Source organism: Halorubrum tibetense (assembly GCF_055396225.1).
Map to the genome: position 1 here is coordinate 810,008 of NZ_AP043742.1, position 15,983 is coordinate 825,990.

The following is a 15,983-nucleotide window of genomic DNA, read 5'->3' on the forward strand; positions in this document are numbered from 1 at the left end:
TCCGTCACGGAAGCGGTGGAAAGGACGTGGATCGCGTCGCGAAAGCGACTCGCGGTGTCGGGAGTGAGTCGACCCGCCTACTCGGCGAGGCCGAGCAGGTCGAACGGGTAACCGTTGTCGTTGTCGTCGGCGTACTCGTACACGACGCGGGCGGCCGCGACGTCCTGGATCGCGAGCCCCGTCGAGTCGAAGACGCTGACGCCTTCGATCCCGTCCGTGCCGACCCGGCCGGGTTTGTTCCCGACGACGATCTCGCCGATCTCGCCGTAGATGTCCTCGTCGGTGAGCGTCCCCGCGGCGTAGGGGACGTTGATCTCGCCGGAGTGGGTGCACTGCTCGTGGTCGTCGATGACGATCGTCGCGTCCAACAGGAGCTCGTCCGCGAGCTCGTGTTTGCCCGCCGCGTCCGCGCCCATCGCGTTGACGTGCGTGTGTTCGGCCACGTCGTCGGGGCCGACGATCGGGTCCTCAACGGGCGTGACCGTCGAGAGCACGTCACAGTGGCCGGCCTCGGTCGGCGACCCGGCGCGCACGTCGAACTCGTCGTCGAAGGCGTCGACGAAGCGGGCGACGCGCTCCTCGTCGAGGTCGCTCACGACGACCTCCTCGATGTCGCGGACTTCGGCTATCGCCTCCAGCTGCGTGTACGACTGGACGCCCGCGCCGATGATACCGAGCGAGTCGGCGTCCGGAACGGCGAGGTAATCGGTAGCGACGGCGGCGGCCGCGCCGGTCCGTTTCATCGTCAGCGCGGTCCCGTCCATGATCGCGAGCGGGAAGGCGGTCTCCGGGTCGGAGTAGATCATCGTTCCCATCACGGTGGGGAGGTCGTGATCGGCGGGGTTGTCCGTGTGGACGTTCACCCATTTGATCCCCGCGGCGTCCCAGTCACCAGCGTCCAGATACGCCGGCATCGACCGGAAATCGCCGTTGTACTCGGGGAGGTCGATGTACGACTTCGGCGGCATCTGGGCGTCACCACGCTCGTAGGCAACGAAGGCACCTTCGACCGCGTCGATCACGCGGCCGGTTCGCGCGTTCTCGTCGACGTCATCGCTGTTGAGAAGCAACGTCTGCATGCCGCAGAATTTGCCGGTGGGGTACTTATGCCCTTTCGAACGTCGGTCGTGGAGTCACCGCTGTGAACGATGACGGAGCGAGTCAAAAAGCGTGAACGCGTCGAAACGTGTGGTCGGAACGCGGGTCGGTGGACTGAACGGTCGGTGAGAGGTAGTTCCTACCGAGCGTTACATCGCACCGCCCATGCCGCCCATGCCGCCCATGCCGCCGGCACCGCCGGGCGCGCCACCCTCGTCGCCGTCGCCGGACGTCGAGAGGTCGCCCGCGGCGATGATGTCGTCGATTTTGAGGACGAGGTTCGCGGCCTCCGCGGCGGAGGCGATCGCCTGCTCTTTGGCGTGGGCGGTCTCGACGACTCCCGTCTCGAAGGTGTCCTCGACCTCGCCGGTAAACACGTTGAGGCCGGCGTTCGCGTCGCCCGCTTCGTGGGCCGCTCGGAGGTCGACCAAGAGGTCGATCGAGTCGAGGCCCGCGTTCTCGGCGAGCACGCGCGGGATCAGTTCGAGCGCGTCGGCGAACGCCTCGACGGCGAGCTGCTCGCGGCCGGAGACGGAGTCCGCGTAGTCGCGGAGCCGACGGGCGAGCTCGACCTCGATCGCGCCGCCGCCGGGGAGCGTGCGGCCGTCGGAGACCGTGGTGGCGACGACATCGATCGCGTCGTTGACGCCACGTTCGAGCTCGTCGACGACGTGCTCGGTCGAGCCGTACAGGAGCAGCGTCGCGCCGTGAGCGTCCTCGCCCTCGACGTAGAACAGCTCCTCGTCGGCGTCACGCCGGACCGAGCCACGTGCGATGTCCTCGCTCGACACCGAGTCGAGGTCGGTGACGATCACCGAGTCGAGGACGTTCTTCAGGAACTTCATGTCGGACTTCTTCGTCCGACGGACCGCCAGGATCCCCTCCTTCGCGAGGTAGTGCTGGGCGAGGTCGTCGATACCCTTCTGACAGAAGACGACGTCCGCCCCGCTGTCGACGATCTGGTCGACCTTCTCGCGGAGCTGTGCTTCCTCTTGGTCGAGGAACTTCTGGAGCTGGTCGGGCGAGTCGACGTTGACCGAGGTGTCGACGTCCGCCTCCTCGACCTCGATCGGGTCGTTGAGAAGGAGGACGTTCGCGTCCTCGAAGTCCGTCGGCATGTCGTCGTGGACCGGGTCCTTGTCGATCACCGCGCCCGAGAGGAGCTCGGACTCGCCGGCCGAGCGGCCGGTTCGAGTCTCGATCTTGAGGTTCGCCAAGTCGACGACGTGCGAGCCGTCGTCGGCCTCGACCGTGACGCCCTGAACCGCGCGGACGACGAGGTCCGCGAGGACTTCCTTTTCGAGCTCCGCGCCCTTGCCCGTCATCGACGTCTCGGCGACGCTTTGTAGCGTCTCCGTGTCGTCGGCGTCGACGTCGTGGGCGATATCGTCGACCTGATCGCGGGCGTACTCGCTCGCGAGGTTGAACCCCTTGATCACCGCTGTCGGGTGGATGTCCTGTTCGAGGAGGTCCTCGGCGTTCTTCAGCAGCTCGCCCGCGATGGCGACCGCGCTAGTCGTCCCGTCGCCGGCCTCGTCCTCCTGGGTCTCGGCGACCTCGACGATCATCTCCGCGGTCGGGTTGTCGATGTCCATCTCCTGGAGGATGGTGACACCGTCGTTCGTGATGGTGACATCGCCCATCGAGTCGACGAGCATCTTGTCCATCCCTTTCGGCCCGAGCGTCGAGCGTACCGCCTCGGCGACGCCGCGCGCCGCGGAAATGTTGTACTCCTGCGCATCGCGGTCCTTGACGCGCTGGGCGTCGTCGCCCATGATGATCATCGGCTGACCCTGCTGCATTCGCTGACTCATACATCGTTTGATTGATTGTGATTCTATATAAATCCGTCGCTACTGCGTGCCCTCTCGGGACACGGACGAGGACGCCGTTGAACCCGAAAACCACAGTACTGCGCAGCTACTATCGCCGTTTCATGTTGACTATTCGCATGGCTGTCGAAGCGGTCGAGACGGCGTTTCGGACCGCATTTATATATTGCCCCCGGCGGATCGATGTCCGATCGTTATTATACTCGGGGCGGAAGCACGGTTCATGGCTGCGTTCGAGGGGTCGTTGGAAGGGGAACACGGCGAGTGGTCCGTCGGCGATCGCGTCGGATCGAGCGCCCGATGGCGGACGTACCGAGGGACCGGCGAGGGGGGAGCACCGGTGGCGATCCGGACGCTTGTCGGCGAGGTCCCGGACGACCGGCTCGACCGGTTCGACTCGCTCGCCCGCCAGTGGGCAGCGGTCGACGAGCGCCGCACGGTGCGAGCGCTCCGGGACTGGGGTACCGATCCGGAACCCTGGGTCGCCGTCGAGTACGTTCCCGACGAGCTGGCGGCGTGGGCGACGGGCAACACCCTCGCCGCCGCCGTGGCGTGTGACCGCCGAACGCGCGGAGAGCTGCTCTCGGACGTCTGTGAGACCCTCCGAACGTACGCGCGATACGGCTCCACCCCCTCGCATCTCACGATCCATCCCGACTGTCTCTCGTTCCGGATGGACTCAGAAGGGCCCGTTCCGGTCGTCGGCGACTGGGGACTGAGCGGACTCGTCGTCGACCCCCCGGTTACCCCCTTCACCGCCCCCGAACAGCTCGACGACGACCACGCGGGGCGGCGGACTGACGTGTACCGGGTCGGCGTCCTCGCCGCCGCCGTGCTCTCGGGGACCGTCCCGTTTTCGAGCGAACGTATCGCAGCGGGCGACGGGTCCGACGGGACGGGGGCGACGGACCGACCGGATCGAAACACGCTCGCGTCGGCGATACGCGACGGGCTCGACGTCGACGCACTGGGGGACTCGCTCCCGGACGACGCGATCCGACCGGTACGGCGGGCGACCGACCGCGATCCCGAGGCGCGGTACGCCACGACATACCCGCTCGGTCGCGACCTCCTCGACGCCGCCCCCCTCATCGACGTCGGCGACCGCGAGGCCGACGCCCTCGCGCCGACCGTCGCGCCGAGTGCCCCCGTCGCCGCCGACGGAACGACCGACGAGGCGGCCGACACCACGAACGACGACCCGAATGCGGAGAGAGAGGCCGACGAGGAGTCTGGAAACGACACGGGAGACGCGAGAAACGACACGGGAGACGCGGGAAGCGAGACCAGTGACGGATCTGACGACTCCAAGCAGGGCGCGGGCGACGCCGGCGGATCCCGCCGGTCGGTTCTGGCGTACGGAGCGGCGGCTATCGGCGGGATCGGTCTCGCGTACGGCGGCTTTCGAGCGTTCAACGATGGCCTCGGGACGAGCGAGCCGAGTGCCGGGGCGCTCGCCTCGGACGATAACGAGGGACCGGACGCCGAAACGCACGGGGAGGACGGCGACCCGTCCCTCGAGGTAACCGGTGGCACCGTTTCGGTCGGGGTCCAGCTCGGTGGAACGTATGAGGGGCTCCCCGAAGCCACGGCCGACGCGGGGCTCCCGGAGTCCATCGACGTCGTGATCGACGACCGGTTCGAGGCGCAAGATCGGGTCGATCAGTACATCGCGGCCGTCGAGTCGGGCCATGCTCCGGACCTCTTCGTGGTGAACTCGAGCGGGCTCGGGCGGCTCGTCCGCGCGGGGGTGACGGAGCCGCTCTCACGGCACGCCGACGGCCACTCGATCGGCGACGTGCTCGGCGAGTCGTTTCCGGCGCTGGAAACGCGGAGTCGTCATCCCGAGACCGGCGCGGTTCACGCCGTTCCGTACGCGTTCGCCCCGGAAACGATCGTGTATCGGAAGGACGCGTTTAGCGGCGTAGCCGACGAGTCCACCTTCGAGGCGTGGATGACGGACCCACCGACGTGGAGCGAGTGGTCCTCGACCGTTGCGACCCTCCGACGGGACCAGGGGTTCGTGTGGAGCGGCCAGCAGTTTCAGATCCCGCGGATCTTCTCCGAGGTCCTCGCCTCGTTCGGCGGTGGTTACTACGAGGTCGACCCCGGTCCGGCGGCTGACACCGACCCCGTGACCGTGGCTGACGACCGCGGTATCGAGGCGGCGAACGTGCTTCACGACCTCGTGATCGGCGGCGACACCGCCGACGCCGACATCGAGCGGGCGAGCTCGGAGCAGGTGTTCGACTACGGCTTCATCGAACCACAGCGCGTGTTCGAGAACCGCGACGCGATCGCGGTGCGAGTCCCCCTGTCGTTTTTCATCGGTCGGGTCCCCGAATCGGAACGCGGAGGGCTCGGCGTGATGCCGACCCCGGCCGGCACTGCGGGGTCGTACACCAGCGTGTACGGCCAGTACCTCGTCGTAAACCCGAACACGGACGTGCTCGCGGAGGCGCTATCGGTCGCCGAGACGTTCCGTTCCCCCGCGGTCGCTCCGCTGATCGTCGAACGTGGGTTCGTGCCGACGCTAAACGGCGACCCGTTCTCGGTCGAGGCGGTTGCCAACGCGCCGTCCGCCGAGTATCGCCCCGCGATCGAGTATATCACGGAGCACGCGGTGCTGGAACCCTCGACGTCGGCGTGGACTGAGAGCCGGGAGACGGTCGGAGCGCTTCTCCAAGACGCGATCGCGGGCGATCAGGTCTCCGCGCTCGAAGAGCTCGAAGCGTTCCTACGCGACGGGGAGTGACGGAACAGCGGGCAAAAGATGTGAGAGCGGTAAGGCGATCCGACGGCGGGCGAGCAGTCCCGCCGCTCACTCGTCGCGCTCGGGCGGTTCCGTGAGGAACTCACCGTCGACATCGTCGAGGGAGGGCTCCGGCGGGTCCGCCGTCGCCTCCAGCTCTCGACGGTTGAGATGGCTCTCCAGCTGACGGCGCTTGTTCCGCCCTTTCCGCTCGCGTCCCGATTTCGTGTCCGGCATGACAGGTGTGTCAACACTCCACACACATAAGAAGGTTGTGGCGGGAGAGCACACGGCCCGCCTTCAGGATCGAAGACGCTGAAACCGGTGCTCACCGGGATAGCTGTTGCCGACGCTCGCGTGTCGATCAGTCGAGAAACGCCAGGAGAGGGATTTGAACCCCCGATCCCGGAAGGGAACACGCTTTCCAGGCGTGCGCCTTACCACTCGGCCATCCTGGCTCGTTCGGAGGTAATCCGTTTGGACTGTTAAGTCCTTCTTTTCGCCAGCCGAGCCGCGATCCGGTGTTCGAAGAGATACGCCGCACCGCCGGCGACGGCCGCGACGACCCCGGCCAGTGCGAACAACCACGCGTATCGGACCGGGAGGTCGCCGCCGAGTAGCAGGTACGCTTGCGCGAGGACGAGAAACGAGAACCCGCCGACGGCACCCCACAGGGCTGCCGACTTCGCCCGGTTCCGTGGCGTCGCCGGAACGCCCGGAACCTGATCGGTCGGACCGTCGTCCGATCTCGCGAGAGCTCCGTTCTCAGCGTCCTCGCGTTCGTCGCTCCCCCCGCCTTCACCCATCCTATTCGATGCTCGCGACAGCCTCGATCTCGACGCCGGCCCCTTTCGGGAGCGCGCCAGCCTGAACGGCCGATCGGGCGGGCGGCGACTCGTCGAAGTAGCCGGCGTACACCTCGTTCATCTCCTCGAAGTCGTCGATATCCGCGAGGAAGACGGTCGTCTTGAGAACGTCCTCCGGTTCGGCACCGCCCTCCGCCAACACCGCGAGGAGGTTGTCGAGCGCCTGCTCGGTCTGCTCGGCTATCGAGGCGTCGTCGAGCAGCTCCCCGTCCGGCGTCAACGGGATCTGCCCGGCTGTGAACACGAGCTCGCCGTTCGTGGTCGCCTGACTGTACGCCCCGACCGCCGCGGGTGCCGCGTCGGTGTGGATCGTGTTCGCCATACGCCGACAGTTTCGACCCCGTCTCATAATAGCCATCGGTCCATGCCGGCTCATATCGGTCCGCCTGACACACATCGATCCACGTCGGTGCCGCGGATCCGCCCCGTTTCGGATCTGAGCGTGCGATCCGACGGTCAAAATCCGTGTGTGGGTGTCCAAAATCAACGTAACCGTTGGAAATATTAGTGGTGGGTGTTAACTAGTAACACATGATGGCGGAGCTGATCGTCGCGTTCGTCACGGGGGCGATCGCGGTCAACGTCGCGGTGGCGTGGTCAGTCGCCCGTAGCGGAGACGGGATCCGAAGACGACTCGCCCGGGACGGGTCCCCACCGCCGACGGGAACGCACCCGCCGGTCAACGAGCGGTCCCGCGAGGGCGATGTCGGGTACGCCGACGGCGGCACGGGAGCAAGAGGACACGACGTCGTCGGCGACACCACGGACAGCGTCGCCGGCACGCATCACGAGGACGGTGGTTCCGACGACGACCGAGTCGCGTGTCAGTACTGCGGCGAGAAGAACCACCCCGAGTTCCGCTACTGCCAGTGGTGTGCCCGGCCGGGGTTCGCGGGCGACGACGGGGGCGGTGTGCGGGGGTGAGGTGACCACCATCGTTCGACGCGACCCGCGTCGACCGCCTTCGACCCGCATCGGCAGCGTCCGTTCAGTCGGCGTCGATCCGACAGCCGCCCGCGTACTCGATCCCTGCGATCGTCTCGATCCCGTCGTCGCCACAGACTGGACAGTCGGGATTCCGCCGGTAGGGAACCGTCTCGAAACTCATCTCCAGGGCGTCGTAAAACAGCAATCGGCCGACCAAGGGGTCACCGGCGTCGAGGAGGAGCTTCACCGCTTCAGTCGCCTGGATACATCCGAGCGTTCCGGGTAACACGCCGAGAACGCCCGTCGTCGCACAGTCGGGAACGGTCCCGGGTTCCGGCGCTTCGGGGAACAGACACCGGTAGCAGGGGCCGTCGGGCACGAGCGTCGTCGCCTGCCCCTCGAACTTGTATATCGCCCCGTGAACCACGGGGATCCCTTCGATTCGGGCGACGTCGTTGACGACGTACCGGGTCCGGAAGTTGTCCGCGCAGTCGACGACGACATCGTAGGGCTCGATCAGGTCGTGAGCGTTGTCGGCGTCCAGCCGGGTCGCGTGCGTTTCGACTGTGACATCCGGATTGAGCCGCTCGACGAACCGGGCTGCCGACGCGGCTTTCGGCTCGCCCACGTCGTCGTCGCCGTGGATCACCTGCCGCTGGAGGTTCGACCGCTCGACGACGTCGTCGTCGACGATGCCGAGGGTCCCCACGCCGGCGGCAGCGAGGTACTGGATCACCGGCGAGCCGAGCCCACCCGCGCCGATCACGAGCACGCGACCGTCGAGGAGCCGACCCTGCCCCTCCGGGCCGACCTCGTCCATGATGACGTGTCTGGAGTACCGATCGAGCTGGGTGGCGTCGAGGGAGAGGCTCATATCGCCGAATGGGAGACGCCCGAGTATAATCGCTTCCCCACCGGCGACGTGGCGTATAATTCACGAGAGGACGCGTGTGATCGCTGATAAGTGATCGACGACGACGCCGCTGTACGCTGATAAATAGACGGCTGTAACGTCGCTGTACGCCGATAAATGGGACGGGCGCGTCGTTGGAGCGCTTACTTGCCCTGCCGGTCGTTGCTGCCGACCGACGGCCGGGTCTTCTCGGTCCCTTTGCCGCGTTTCCGCTGGCCGCGACCCTTGGTGCCGGCGGAGGTGAGGCCGCGGAACGCGCGACCCTTGTGGTCGTCCGAGCAGATCCAGTTGAGGTCCTCGTCGTTCTCGATCGCGGGGTGTGCGGGATCCACGAGGATCACTTCGTGCCACTTCTGGGAGCCGTCCTCACCGACCCAGTAGGAGTTGAGCACGCGCAGGTTCCGGTACTTCCGGGAGGCGCGCTCCTCGGCGATACGCTGGATCGACTTGCGTCGCGAGAGGCGATTGACACCCTGTCGCTTCGAGCGTCGGCCGGCCTTGTGTCGCTGTTTTCGCGAACCGCCCTTGCGGACGCTCACGCGGGCGACGACGATACCCTGTTTCGCCTTGTAGCCCAGCTCACGAGCCTTGTCGAGCCGCGTGGGTCGGTCGATCCGCTCGATTGCGCCCTGGTCGCGCCACTCCTGTTTGCGCTGCCACTGTAGTTCCGCGAGTTTCCCCTCCTTGGGGGACCGCCATGCGTCCTTGATGTGCGAGTAGAAGCTTCGTGCCATTGTGTTGTCCACGGACGATTGCGATTCAGCCGCGAGGCGGCCACATTTCGTCTCGTCCCGGATCGTCGGAGGCGGTCCGCGAACGGACTGCTGCCCGCGATCCGGCGGCGAGTGCCCGCTGGACGTCCGTACCAGCGAGTTACTGTCGTTTCCCCGGCGTGGAGTTTAAGCGCTTCGCTCCGGCGTTCCCGCGTAAGCCACTCGCACACCCGCGAACGACCCGTCACGGTTTAATAATACCCGAAGAATCCTCAAGTATGCCCAAGATAAGCGTAGAGATCCCGGGCGAGCTGCTCGCGGACCTCGACGAGCACGTCGGCGACGACGGGAAGTTCGTCAACCGAAGCGACGCGGTTCGAGCGTCAATCCGCAAGACGCTCGACGTGCTCGACGAGATCGACGAACGGCACGGCCGGCTGACGGACGACGGCGCCGTGCACGACGGCGGATCGTCGTCGGACGGGACGGTCGACGCGGACGGAGCGACGAATGAGTGATCACCCGTACGCCGGCGACCCGCTCGGCCGCGAGGCGGTGGCACAGGTCGGACTCGTCGCGCTGTTCGTCACCGCTCTCGCGACCGCGCAGGTGACGGCGGCGAAGGTGCTCGCGCTCCCGCTCCCGGTCGCGCTTCCGGCGGTCGGGCCGGAGATCCTGTTACCGGGCGCGGCGCTGGCGTACGCGATCACGTTCTTCGCGTCCGACTGTTACGCCGAGCTGTACGGTCGTCGGGCGGCACAGGTCGTCGTCAACGTCGCGTTCGCGATGAACTTCGTCGTGCTCGCGCTCGTCTGGTCGACGCTCGCGGCACCCGGTATCAACCCGGAGGTATCCGCCGCCTTCGACACGGCGCTCGGGCCGACAACGAACATCGTTCTCGGGAGCCTGCTCGCGTACGTCGTGAGCCAGAACTGGGACGTGATCGTGTTCCACGAGATCCGCGATCGGACCGGTCCGGGGAAGCTCTGGCTCCGTAACCTCGCCTCGACCGCGACGAGTCAGGTGCTCGACACCGTGATCTTCGTCGGCGTCGCGTTCGTCGTCGCTCCCGCGGTTCTCGGCATCGGGATGCCGCTGTCCCTCGGCGAGGCCGCCGCGCTCGTCGTCGGTCAGTACCTCCTCAAGCTGCTGATCGCCGTGATCGACACCCCGTTCGTCTACCTCGTCGTTCGCGCGGTTCGGGAGTAGGCGTTCGGGCGTTCACATGGCATCTTCCCGTCCTCGCTACACGACCGCCAGCGCTCGGGCGGCCGTCCGCGGTAGGTCGGCGGCCACGTGCTCGAAGCTGCCCCCGCCGTCGGTCGTTCGATAGAGGCCTCGATCGTTGAGCACCCAGACCTCGCCGGGAAGGATTCCGCCGGCGATCACCGCCCGATAGGTGCTGTCGCCGGTCGGGATCCCACGGTCGTCGAGCCGCTCCCACGCCGGCTTGTCCCCGCTCCCGCCGCCGGCTCCTTCCGTTCGGTAGAGGTACGCCTCGCCGCGTCGGTGCGCGGCGCTCGCACCGCTCGCGGCGCTGACGAGGACTCGGTCCGGGTCTCCGGGGTCGACTGCGATCCCCCAGACGTAGCCGTGATCGAGCCCCGTGTTCGGGGTCGCGAACGACGCGCCGCGGTCGTCGCTCTCGGCGTAGCCGTCGCCCGCGGCGACGTACACCCGGTCGGGCGCGTCGGGATGCGTCGCGATCGTGTGGGTGTCCCGTCGCGAGCCCTCGGGGCGGTCGATCCACGTCTCCCCGCCGTCCGGGGTGACGACGAGCGCGCCGGCTTCGATCCCGACGTACCAGCGATCGGGATCCGCGGGACAGGTCTCGATCCACCTGACGTGGTGGGTGTCCGGCCGGGGCGGAAACGACCACTCGTCGGCGGAGGGCACGCTCTGGAGGCCCTCGATACGCTCGACGCACCGACCACCGTCCGTCGACCGGTAGATCCGTGAGGGTTCGGTTCCGACGAGCACCGTTTCGGGGTCGTCGGGACTCACCGCGAGCGCAGTGACCGCGTCGATCCCGTCCCCGTCCGAGGAGAGCCCGTCCGTCGCGACCCGCTCGAACGTCTTCCCGCCATCGTCGGATCGATACAGCCCGTTCCACGTCCCCGCGAGCACGCGGTCGGGAGTTCGGGAGTCGACAGCGAGACACTCGACCCCCTGGTCGTCCAGTCGGGTGTCGACCCGCTCGTTCGCCGGGTCAACGACGCGGAGCCCGTCGTCGTACGCCGCATAGATGGACATGGGTCGGGTGTTGGGCTGGCGGGCGCAAGAGACTTAGCCCCGCAATCCATGGTAACGGTACGCATGGATCTTCGCGTACAGGGGGACGTCCCCCCCGACCCGTTCCTCGGCGCTGCCGACCTGTTCGAAACCGAGTTCTCGCTGGACGCACCCGTACACGTCCGGGTCCGAACGGACCCCGACGAGCGGACGTGGGCCGCCCACTACGACGACCACCACGTGTTGAACGTCTCGCGTCGCGCCGCCACGAGCGCGATGGCCCGGGAGCTCGCCGTCCACGAGCTGTCCCATATGGCCCGCTACGAGGAGGGCCACGCCTCACACCTCCAGTCGACGGAGGAGGCGTTGTACCTCGGGCTCGCCGGCGAGAAAGTGGAGCGTCGAAAGCTCGCACACTGCTATCAGATCGCGAACCACATGAAGGACATCTACGCCGACGACATCACGCTCTCGGTCGCCCCGGCGGACAAACTGGTCGGCTTCCTCGAGTCGACGCTCGCGGCCGCGATCGCCGACCGTCCGGAGCTGGACCGGGCCGGATCGCCTCCCGTCACCGCCGGAGCCGACCCGGATATCACCGCGGTGAACGCGGCGTTCGCGCTGGCGCTGGTCGAGCGCCACGACCTCGCGGGCCCCTCACACCGCCTGTACGACCTCGCCCGTGCCGCCGAGAGCGACGCGGCGGACGTCGACGTCAACGGCTTCAAACGGCGGTTCTTGGAGCTGGGCCCCGATCCGTCCGAGAGCGACTACCGGAAAGCACTCGTGTCGGCTGCCCGCGCGTACGCGGTGTAGAACCCAGTGGTCTGCGTTTGCTCTGTTGAAACCCTTCGGATCTGATACGAACTCCGTGCTGAACACAGGGCGCGAATGTTGCACAAGCCGATGGCTGATTTATCGCGGGAAGTGATCGGTCAATACAGGGGACTCACGAATCGTTCAGTACAGCCTCCTAGTGCATCACGACTGACTACTCAGACGCACCGCACGCACGATCAGGTAGATACCCACCGAGATCCATACGACTGCCCACACGCCTGACGGAATTGGGTCTTCGATAGTGCCGGTCAATATCGCTACACCGTACACGATACTAATCAGTGCAAGTCCGATTTTCACACCCTCCGGGAGTCGGGAAAACAGCCCCCCGCCCGAATTTGCTGTGTCAGTCATTATGACTTGTCACTGTTGATTCGGGTATAAGAGTTCCCCCAACGAGTCATGCAATCAGTTTCCTCGGCACGTAGTTCTCTCTTTGGTCAACAAGAGCTGCGTATTGACCGCAGTGGAGAAAATAAATATCACTTTCTAAGGATTTCAACAGAGCCAAAGCAAAGTAGTTTATTAAGCTGTTTTGGCAACACCAAAGTAAGAACTGCTAACGAATGGTTGAGATCATTCGTCTTCGTATGGAATCCGCATATCTCAATACTAATATTTGACTAATATTAGCCATTAATATTCTTGATTTCGTCTTCGATTGTTTTAATTGATTTATGCATATCATACAAATACCATAGGATAAAAATAATTAGAAATGAGGATAATAATAATGCAGGAATCCATGCATTACCGTCTATAATCACGAAGTAAAAGGAAATAACCCCAAATATGAGTAACGAGAGACCAACAAGCGGTAATTGCTTTTTCATATTATTTTCTAATATTATTTTAATCTACTTAAAACATTTGTTCTATAGACTCCCGTTATCACTCACCAAGCACGCCCAGTCTGACAGCTAATTCATCGCAGCTCGGTTGGAACAAATGGAGTCGGTCTGCTGAACTCACCCTCTCTATTCAGCGCGACGCGTGAACCCTCTCACGCCATATGGAGTGTAACGGGGACCCGATCTTCCCGGCAGTCTACTCCGCCCCGTCCGCCTGCGCCTCCTCGACGTCCCCGTCTGGGTCGTCTTCGGGGACGTCGAGGACGGTCACTCGCGCTTTCATGATCCGGGTGTTGTCGACGCGCTCGATCCGGATCCTGACCCCGTCGAACTCGATCTCCTCGCCCTCCTCAACGAGGCGACCGGCCCGGTTGAACACGAAGCCGGCGAGCGTCTCGAACTCCTCGCCCTCTGGGAGGTCGATGTCGAGCATCTCGTTCACTTCGTCGATGTTGACCTCGCCTTGCACGTACGCGACGTTCTCCTCGACGAACTCGATCGGCTCGGGCTCGTCGCCCTCGAGGATGTCGCCGACGATCTCCTCGACCATGTCCTCCAAGGTGATGATCCCCTCCGTCGTCCCGAACTCGTCGATGACGATCACCATCTGGAGGCGGTTGTCCTGCATCTCCTCTAACAGCTCGTCGGCGTTCTTCGACTCGGGGACGTGAAGCGTCGGCTTGACGACGCGCTCCAGCGAGGGGTCGCCCTCGGAGTATCGCAGCTCGCGAACCAGGTCGCGAACGGTGATGATCCCCACGATGTTGTCGAGGTTCCCGTCGTACACGGGGACGCGCTCGTGGTCCGCGTGGACGCACTTCTGTATCGCCTCCTCGACGGTCGACTCCTTCGGGACCGCGGTGACGTCGAGTCTGGGCGTCATCACCTCTTTGGCGATGGTGTTGTTGAACCGGAAGATGCGGTCGAGCATCTCGCGTTCCTCCTCCTCGATGACGCCCTCCCGCTCGCCCGTCTCGATGATGTTCTGGATCTCCTCGCGAGTGACGTACGTCGATTCGATGGCGGCCCGGCCGCCGGTCACCTTGTTGACGACGCGGGTCAGGTAGTCGAAGACGACGACGAGCGGATACAGGGCAGTCTGAGAGTACTTCAGCGGTCGGGCGATCCGGAGCGACCACGACTCCGTGTTCTCGACGGCGTACGATTTCGGCGCAGTCTCCGCGAACAGCAACACGATCGCCGTGATCCCGAACGTCGTGAGGGCGATCGTCAACAGCGCGCTCTCGACGTACGCGCCGATGAGTGCGGTCGCGATCGCCGTCATCGCGATGTTTACCAGGTTGTTGCCGACGAGGATCGTCACCAACAGCCGGTGCGGGTTGGCTTTCAGCGTCTGGATCGTCTTCGCGTGCTTGACTCCCTCCTCGACGAGGCCGTTCACGCGGTGTTTCGGCAGCGAGAACATCGCGATCTCCGAGGAGGAGAAGAACGCCGACATCCCGATCAGGACGACGATGGCGGCGATGCCGACGACGGTTACCAGCGGGTCGGTCACCGGTGGAGTCCCCGGGACGCCGGCCAGTAGTACGCTCGACAATGAACCCATGCTCATTAACCGTGCGTTGGGCGACGGTTAAAGGATTACCTTCCGTTCGGGCCGATGTCGGGAACACGGTAAGGGATAAGGCGTCGACGGCGAAACGATCCCGCGATGCCCTCCCCCTCTACGACGGGATCCCCCGATCCCGGGCGACCGGACTGCCACGAGTGTGGCGCGACCGTCTCCCCCGACGCGAACTTCTGTTCGGCGTGCGGAGCGGACCTCGCGGACGGGACGGAAGCCCAGTTCTGCGGCTCGTGTGGCAGCCGCTTCGGGTCCGACGACGCGTTCTGTTCCGAGTGCGGAGCCGAGCGCGACGGAGGCGGCTCCGAAAGCCCCGCTAGACACGAAGCAGTCTCGGCCGCCGGATCGGCCTCCGATACCGCGGACACCACGCTCGACACCGACGAGTCGACGCCCGACACCGACGAGTCGGCGTTTCGTCGGCGGGTACAGCAACACCTCGACGCAGGATGGGAGATCGAGCGCGACGAGGGCGACACGGTCGTCCTCGTCGACCGCGACATCGGATCGATCCCGATCCACGTGCTGTTGTTGTTCACGACTGGGGGTGTGGGTAACTTCCTGTACGGCTACTATCACCACTCCATGCTCGCGGAAACTCGGCGGCTCACCGTCGACGAGGAAGATTACCCGATGCCGAAACGGGAGCCGGACGAGGAGACCGCGCTAATGACCGCCTCCGCGTACGGACTGAGCGCGGTCGTACTCCTGGTCGGGTCGTTCATCGCGATCACCGCCGCGCAAAACGGATCCGTCGCCATGGCGGGCGTCGGTCTCGCGCTCGCTGTCGCCGGTCTCGCCGTCGCCCCGCCGGCCGACGATCGACTGGGCCGCCGACACCGGATCACGGCGTTCGGCCGGCAGAAGACGGTCGACCACCGGGTGCTCGAACCGGTCGATCCCTGTGAGGAGCCGTGTGTCGTCTGCGACGAGCGGTTCGACGGCGGGGTCGTCCGTCGCCGCCGCGACGAAACGCTGTTCGCCGGCGTGCCGGTCCGTACCCACGAGCACGAGCTGAACCACTACTGTGCGGCCTGCGCCCGGGCAGAGCTGTTCGGGACGACCGGTCCCGCGGCACCGGCCGACAGGGTCAAGACGTCGCTCGCGGACGCGGTCAACCCGGAAAACGGTGACACCGATCCGGAAAACGGTGACACCGATCCGGAAAACGGTGACACCGATCCGGAAAACGGTGACACCGACGCAGAAACGGACGAGACCCACGTGGCTAGTGACCACACGGGTGCGTCGGGAGCGACCGAGACCACGGCCGCGAACGATGGGTGACTCGTGGGTCCAGAGATTCCCCCCGGCGTCGACCGAGTGTCCCGCCAGCAACCGAGTGTCCCGCCAGCAACCGAGTGTCCCGCCATC

Annotated in this window: 16 protein-coding genes and 1 tRNA gene; 6 read left to right on the forward strand and 11 right to left on the reverse strand. The window is 65.5% G+C overall.

Annotated elements, in window-relative coordinates:
- Positions 1–77 precede the first annotated feature (77 nt).
- The gene (locus ACZ5TV_RS04040; protein ID WP_379781414.1) at positions 78–1,079 is read right to left on the reverse strand and encodes an ornithine cyclodeaminase family protein; all 1,002 of its coding nucleotides are present in this window, start codon (positions 1,077–1,079) and stop codon (positions 78–80) included.
- Between the two features lie 168 nt (positions 1,080–1,247).
- Positions 1,248–2,882: a thermosome subunit beta gene (gene thsB / locus ACZ5TV_RS04045; protein WP_379781416.1), complete on the reverse strand. Its 1,635-nt coding sequence runs from the start codon at positions 2,880–2,882 to the stop codon at positions 1,248–1,250.
- Between the two features lie 271 nt (positions 2,883–3,153).
- Here thsB and ACZ5TV_RS04050 point away from each other — a divergent pair, with 271 nt between their 5' ends.
- Positions 3,154–5,685, forward strand: coding sequence for a hypothetical protein (locus ACZ5TV_RS04050; protein WP_464384135.1), 2,532 nt, complete (start codon positions 3,154–3,156; stop codon positions 5,683–5,685).
- A 66-nt stretch (positions 5,686–5,751) separates the two neighbouring features.
- On the opposite strand, the gene ACZ5TV_RS04055 is transcribed toward ACZ5TV_RS04050, so the two are convergent.
- The 4 genes from ACZ5TV_RS04055 to ACZ5TV_RS04070 all read right to left on the reverse strand — a co-directional run bounded on the left by ACZ5TV_RS04055 (position 5,752) and on the right by ACZ5TV_RS04070 (position 6,870).
- Positions 5,752–5,919, reverse strand: coding sequence for a hypothetical protein (locus tag ACZ5TV_RS04055; protein WP_379780140.1), 168 nt, complete (start codon positions 5,917–5,919; stop codon positions 5,752–5,754).
- A 139-nt stretch (positions 5,920–6,058) separates the two neighbouring features.
- A tRNA-Ser gene (locus ACZ5TV_RS04060) sits at positions 6,059–6,140 on the reverse strand.
- Positions 6,141–6,167: 27 nt separating this feature from the next.
- On the reverse strand, positions 6,168–6,488 hold the full coding sequence (locus ACZ5TV_RS04065; RefSeq protein WP_379780138.1) for a hypothetical protein: 321 nt from the start codon (positions 6,486–6,488) through the stop codon (positions 6,168–6,170).
- Position 6,489: 1 nt separating this feature from the next.
- Complete coding sequence (locus tag ACZ5TV_RS04070; RefSeq protein WP_379780136.1) at positions 6,490–6,870, reverse strand: Rid family detoxifying hydrolase; 381 nt, start codon at positions 6,868–6,870, stop codon at positions 6,490–6,492.
- 209 nt (positions 6,871–7,079) lie between these two features.
- Here ACZ5TV_RS04070 and ACZ5TV_RS04075 point away from each other — a divergent pair, with 209 nt between their 5' ends.
- Positions 7,080–7,472, forward strand: a complete 393-nt coding sequence (locus ACZ5TV_RS04075) for a DUF7577 domain-containing protein (RefSeq protein ID WP_379780134.1) — start codon at positions 7,080–7,082, stop codon at positions 7,470–7,472.
- A 64-nt stretch (positions 7,473–7,536) separates the two neighbouring features.
- On the opposite strand, the gene ubaA is transcribed toward ACZ5TV_RS04075, so the two are convergent.
- Both ubaA and ACZ5TV_RS04085 read right to left on the reverse strand, forming a co-directional pair.
- On the reverse strand, positions 7,537–8,349 hold the full coding sequence (gene ubaA, locus ACZ5TV_RS04080) for an SAMP-activating enzyme E1 (RefSeq protein WP_379780132.1): 813 nt from the start codon (positions 8,347–8,349) through the stop codon (positions 7,537–7,539).
- Between the two features lie 182 nt (positions 8,350–8,531).
- On the reverse strand, positions 8,532–9,122 hold the full coding sequence (locus tag ACZ5TV_RS04085; protein ID WP_379780130.1) for a 50S ribosomal protein L15e: 591 nt from the start codon (positions 9,120–9,122) through the stop codon (positions 8,532–8,534).
- 257 nt (positions 9,123–9,379) lie between these two features.
- Here ACZ5TV_RS04085 and ACZ5TV_RS04090 point away from each other — a divergent pair, with 257 nt between their 5' ends.
- Together ACZ5TV_RS04090 and ACZ5TV_RS04095 are read left to right on the forward strand one after the other, a co-directional pair.
- Positions 9,380–9,619: a ribbon-helix-helix domain-containing protein gene (locus ACZ5TV_RS04090; RefSeq protein ID WP_379780128.1), complete on the forward strand. Its 240-nt coding sequence runs from the start codon at positions 9,380–9,382 to the stop codon at positions 9,617–9,619.
- Complete coding sequence (locus ACZ5TV_RS04095) at positions 9,612–10,310, forward strand: queuosine precursor transporter (protein ID WP_379780126.1); 699 nt, start codon at positions 9,612–9,614, stop codon at positions 10,308–10,310. The genes ACZ5TV_RS04090 and ACZ5TV_RS04095 overlap by 8 nt, the downstream gene beginning before the upstream one ends.
- A gap of 36 nt (positions 10,311–10,346) precedes the next feature.
- On the opposite strand, the gene ACZ5TV_RS04100 is transcribed toward ACZ5TV_RS04095, so the two are convergent.
- A complete protein-coding gene (locus tag ACZ5TV_RS04100) occupies positions 10,347–11,354 on the reverse strand; it encodes a WD40/YVTN/BNR-like repeat-containing protein (RefSeq protein WP_379780124.1) in 1,008 nt (335 codons plus the stop codon).
- 63 nt (positions 11,355–11,417) lie between these two features.
- On the opposite strand from ACZ5TV_RS04100, the gene ACZ5TV_RS04105 reads away from it, so the two are divergent.
- Positions 11,418–12,149 (forward strand): DUF5781 family protein, encoded by a 732-nt coding sequence (locus tag ACZ5TV_RS04105; RefSeq protein WP_379780122.1) that lies wholly within the window; start codon positions 11,418–11,420, stop codon positions 12,147–12,149.
- A 165-nt stretch (positions 12,150–12,314) separates the two neighbouring features.
- Here ACZ5TV_RS04105 and ACZ5TV_RS04110 read toward each other — a convergent pair whose 3' ends face one another.
- Both ACZ5TV_RS04110 and ACZ5TV_RS04115 read right to left on the reverse strand, forming a co-directional pair.
- Positions 12,315–12,527, reverse strand: a complete 213-nt coding sequence (locus tag ACZ5TV_RS04110) for a hypothetical protein (protein ID WP_379780120.1) — start codon at positions 12,525–12,527, stop codon at positions 12,315–12,317.
- 693 nt (positions 12,528–13,220) lie between these two features.
- On the reverse strand, positions 13,221–14,591 hold the full coding sequence (locus tag ACZ5TV_RS04115) for a hemolysin family protein (RefSeq protein ID WP_379780117.1): 1,371 nt from the start codon (positions 14,589–14,591) through the stop codon (positions 13,221–13,223).
- A 105-nt stretch (positions 14,592–14,696) separates the two neighbouring features.
- Between ACZ5TV_RS04115 and ACZ5TV_RS04120 the strand changes: the two genes are divergently transcribed.
- Positions 14,697–15,896 (forward strand): zinc ribbon domain-containing protein, encoded by a 1,200-nt coding sequence (locus tag ACZ5TV_RS04120; protein ID WP_379780115.1) that lies wholly within the window; start codon positions 14,697–14,699, stop codon positions 15,894–15,896.
- The last annotated feature ends 87 nt before the right edge of the window (positions 15,897–15,983 follow it).

Bases quoted from the DNA above. Each gene is read 5' to 3' on its own strand.
- ACZ5TV_RS04040 (WP_379781414.1), bottom strand. From the start codon at position 1,079: ATGCAGACGTTGCTTCTCAACAGCGATGACGTCGACGAGAACGCGCGA.
- thsB (WP_379781416.1), bottom strand. From the start codon at position 2,882: ATGATCATCATGGGCGACGACGCCCAGCGCGTCAAGGACCGCGATGCG.
- ACZ5TV_RS04050 (WP_464384135.1), top strand. From the start codon at position 3,154: ATGGCTGCGTTCGAGGGGTCGTTGGAAGGGGAACACGGCGAGTGGTCC.
- ACZ5TV_RS04055 (WP_379780140.1), bottom strand. From the start codon at position 5,919: ATGCCGGACACGAAATCGGGACGCGAGCGGAAAGGGCGGAACAAGCGC.
- ACZ5TV_RS04065 (WP_379780138.1), bottom strand. From the start codon at position 6,488: ATGGGTGAAGGCGGGGGGAGCGACGAACGCGAGGACGCTGAGAACGGA.
- ACZ5TV_RS04070 (WP_379780136.1), bottom strand. From the start codon at position 6,870: ATGGCGAACACGATCCACACCGACGCGGCACCCGCGGCGGTCGGGGCG.
- ACZ5TV_RS04075 (WP_379780134.1), top strand. From the start codon at position 7,080: ATGATGGCGGAGCTGATCGTCGCGTTCGTCACGGGGGCGATCGCGGTC.
- ubaA (WP_379780132.1), bottom strand. From the start codon at position 8,349: ATGAGCCTCTCCCTCGACGCCACCCAGCTCGATCGGTACTCCAGACAC.
- ACZ5TV_RS04085 (WP_379780130.1), bottom strand. From the start codon at position 9,122: ATGGCACGAAGCTTCTACTCGCACATCAAGGACGCATGGCGGTCCCCC.
- ACZ5TV_RS04090 (WP_379780128.1), top strand. From the start codon at position 9,380: ATGCCCAAGATAAGCGTAGAGATCCCGGGCGAGCTGCTCGCGGACCTC.
- ACZ5TV_RS04095 (WP_379780126.1), top strand. From the start codon at position 9,612: ATGAGTGATCACCCGTACGCCGGCGACCCGCTCGGCCGCGAGGCGGTG.
- ACZ5TV_RS04100 (WP_379780124.1), bottom strand. From the start codon at position 11,354: ATGTCCATCTATGCGGCGTACGACGACGGGCTCCGCGTCGTTGACCCG.
- ACZ5TV_RS04105 (WP_379780122.1), top strand. From the start codon at position 11,418: ATGGATCTTCGCGTACAGGGGGACGTCCCCCCCGACCCGTTCCTCGGC.
- ACZ5TV_RS04110 (WP_379780120.1), bottom strand. From the start codon at position 12,527: ATGACTGACACAGCAAATTCGGGCGGGGGGCTGTTTTCCCGACTCCCG.
- ACZ5TV_RS04115 (WP_379780117.1), bottom strand. From the start codon at position 14,591: ATGGGTTCATTGTCGAGCGTACTACTGGCCGGCGTCCCGGGGACTCCA.
- ACZ5TV_RS04120 (WP_379780115.1), top strand. From the start codon at position 14,697: ATGCCCTCCCCCTCTACGACGGGATCCCCCGATCCCGGGCGACCGGAC.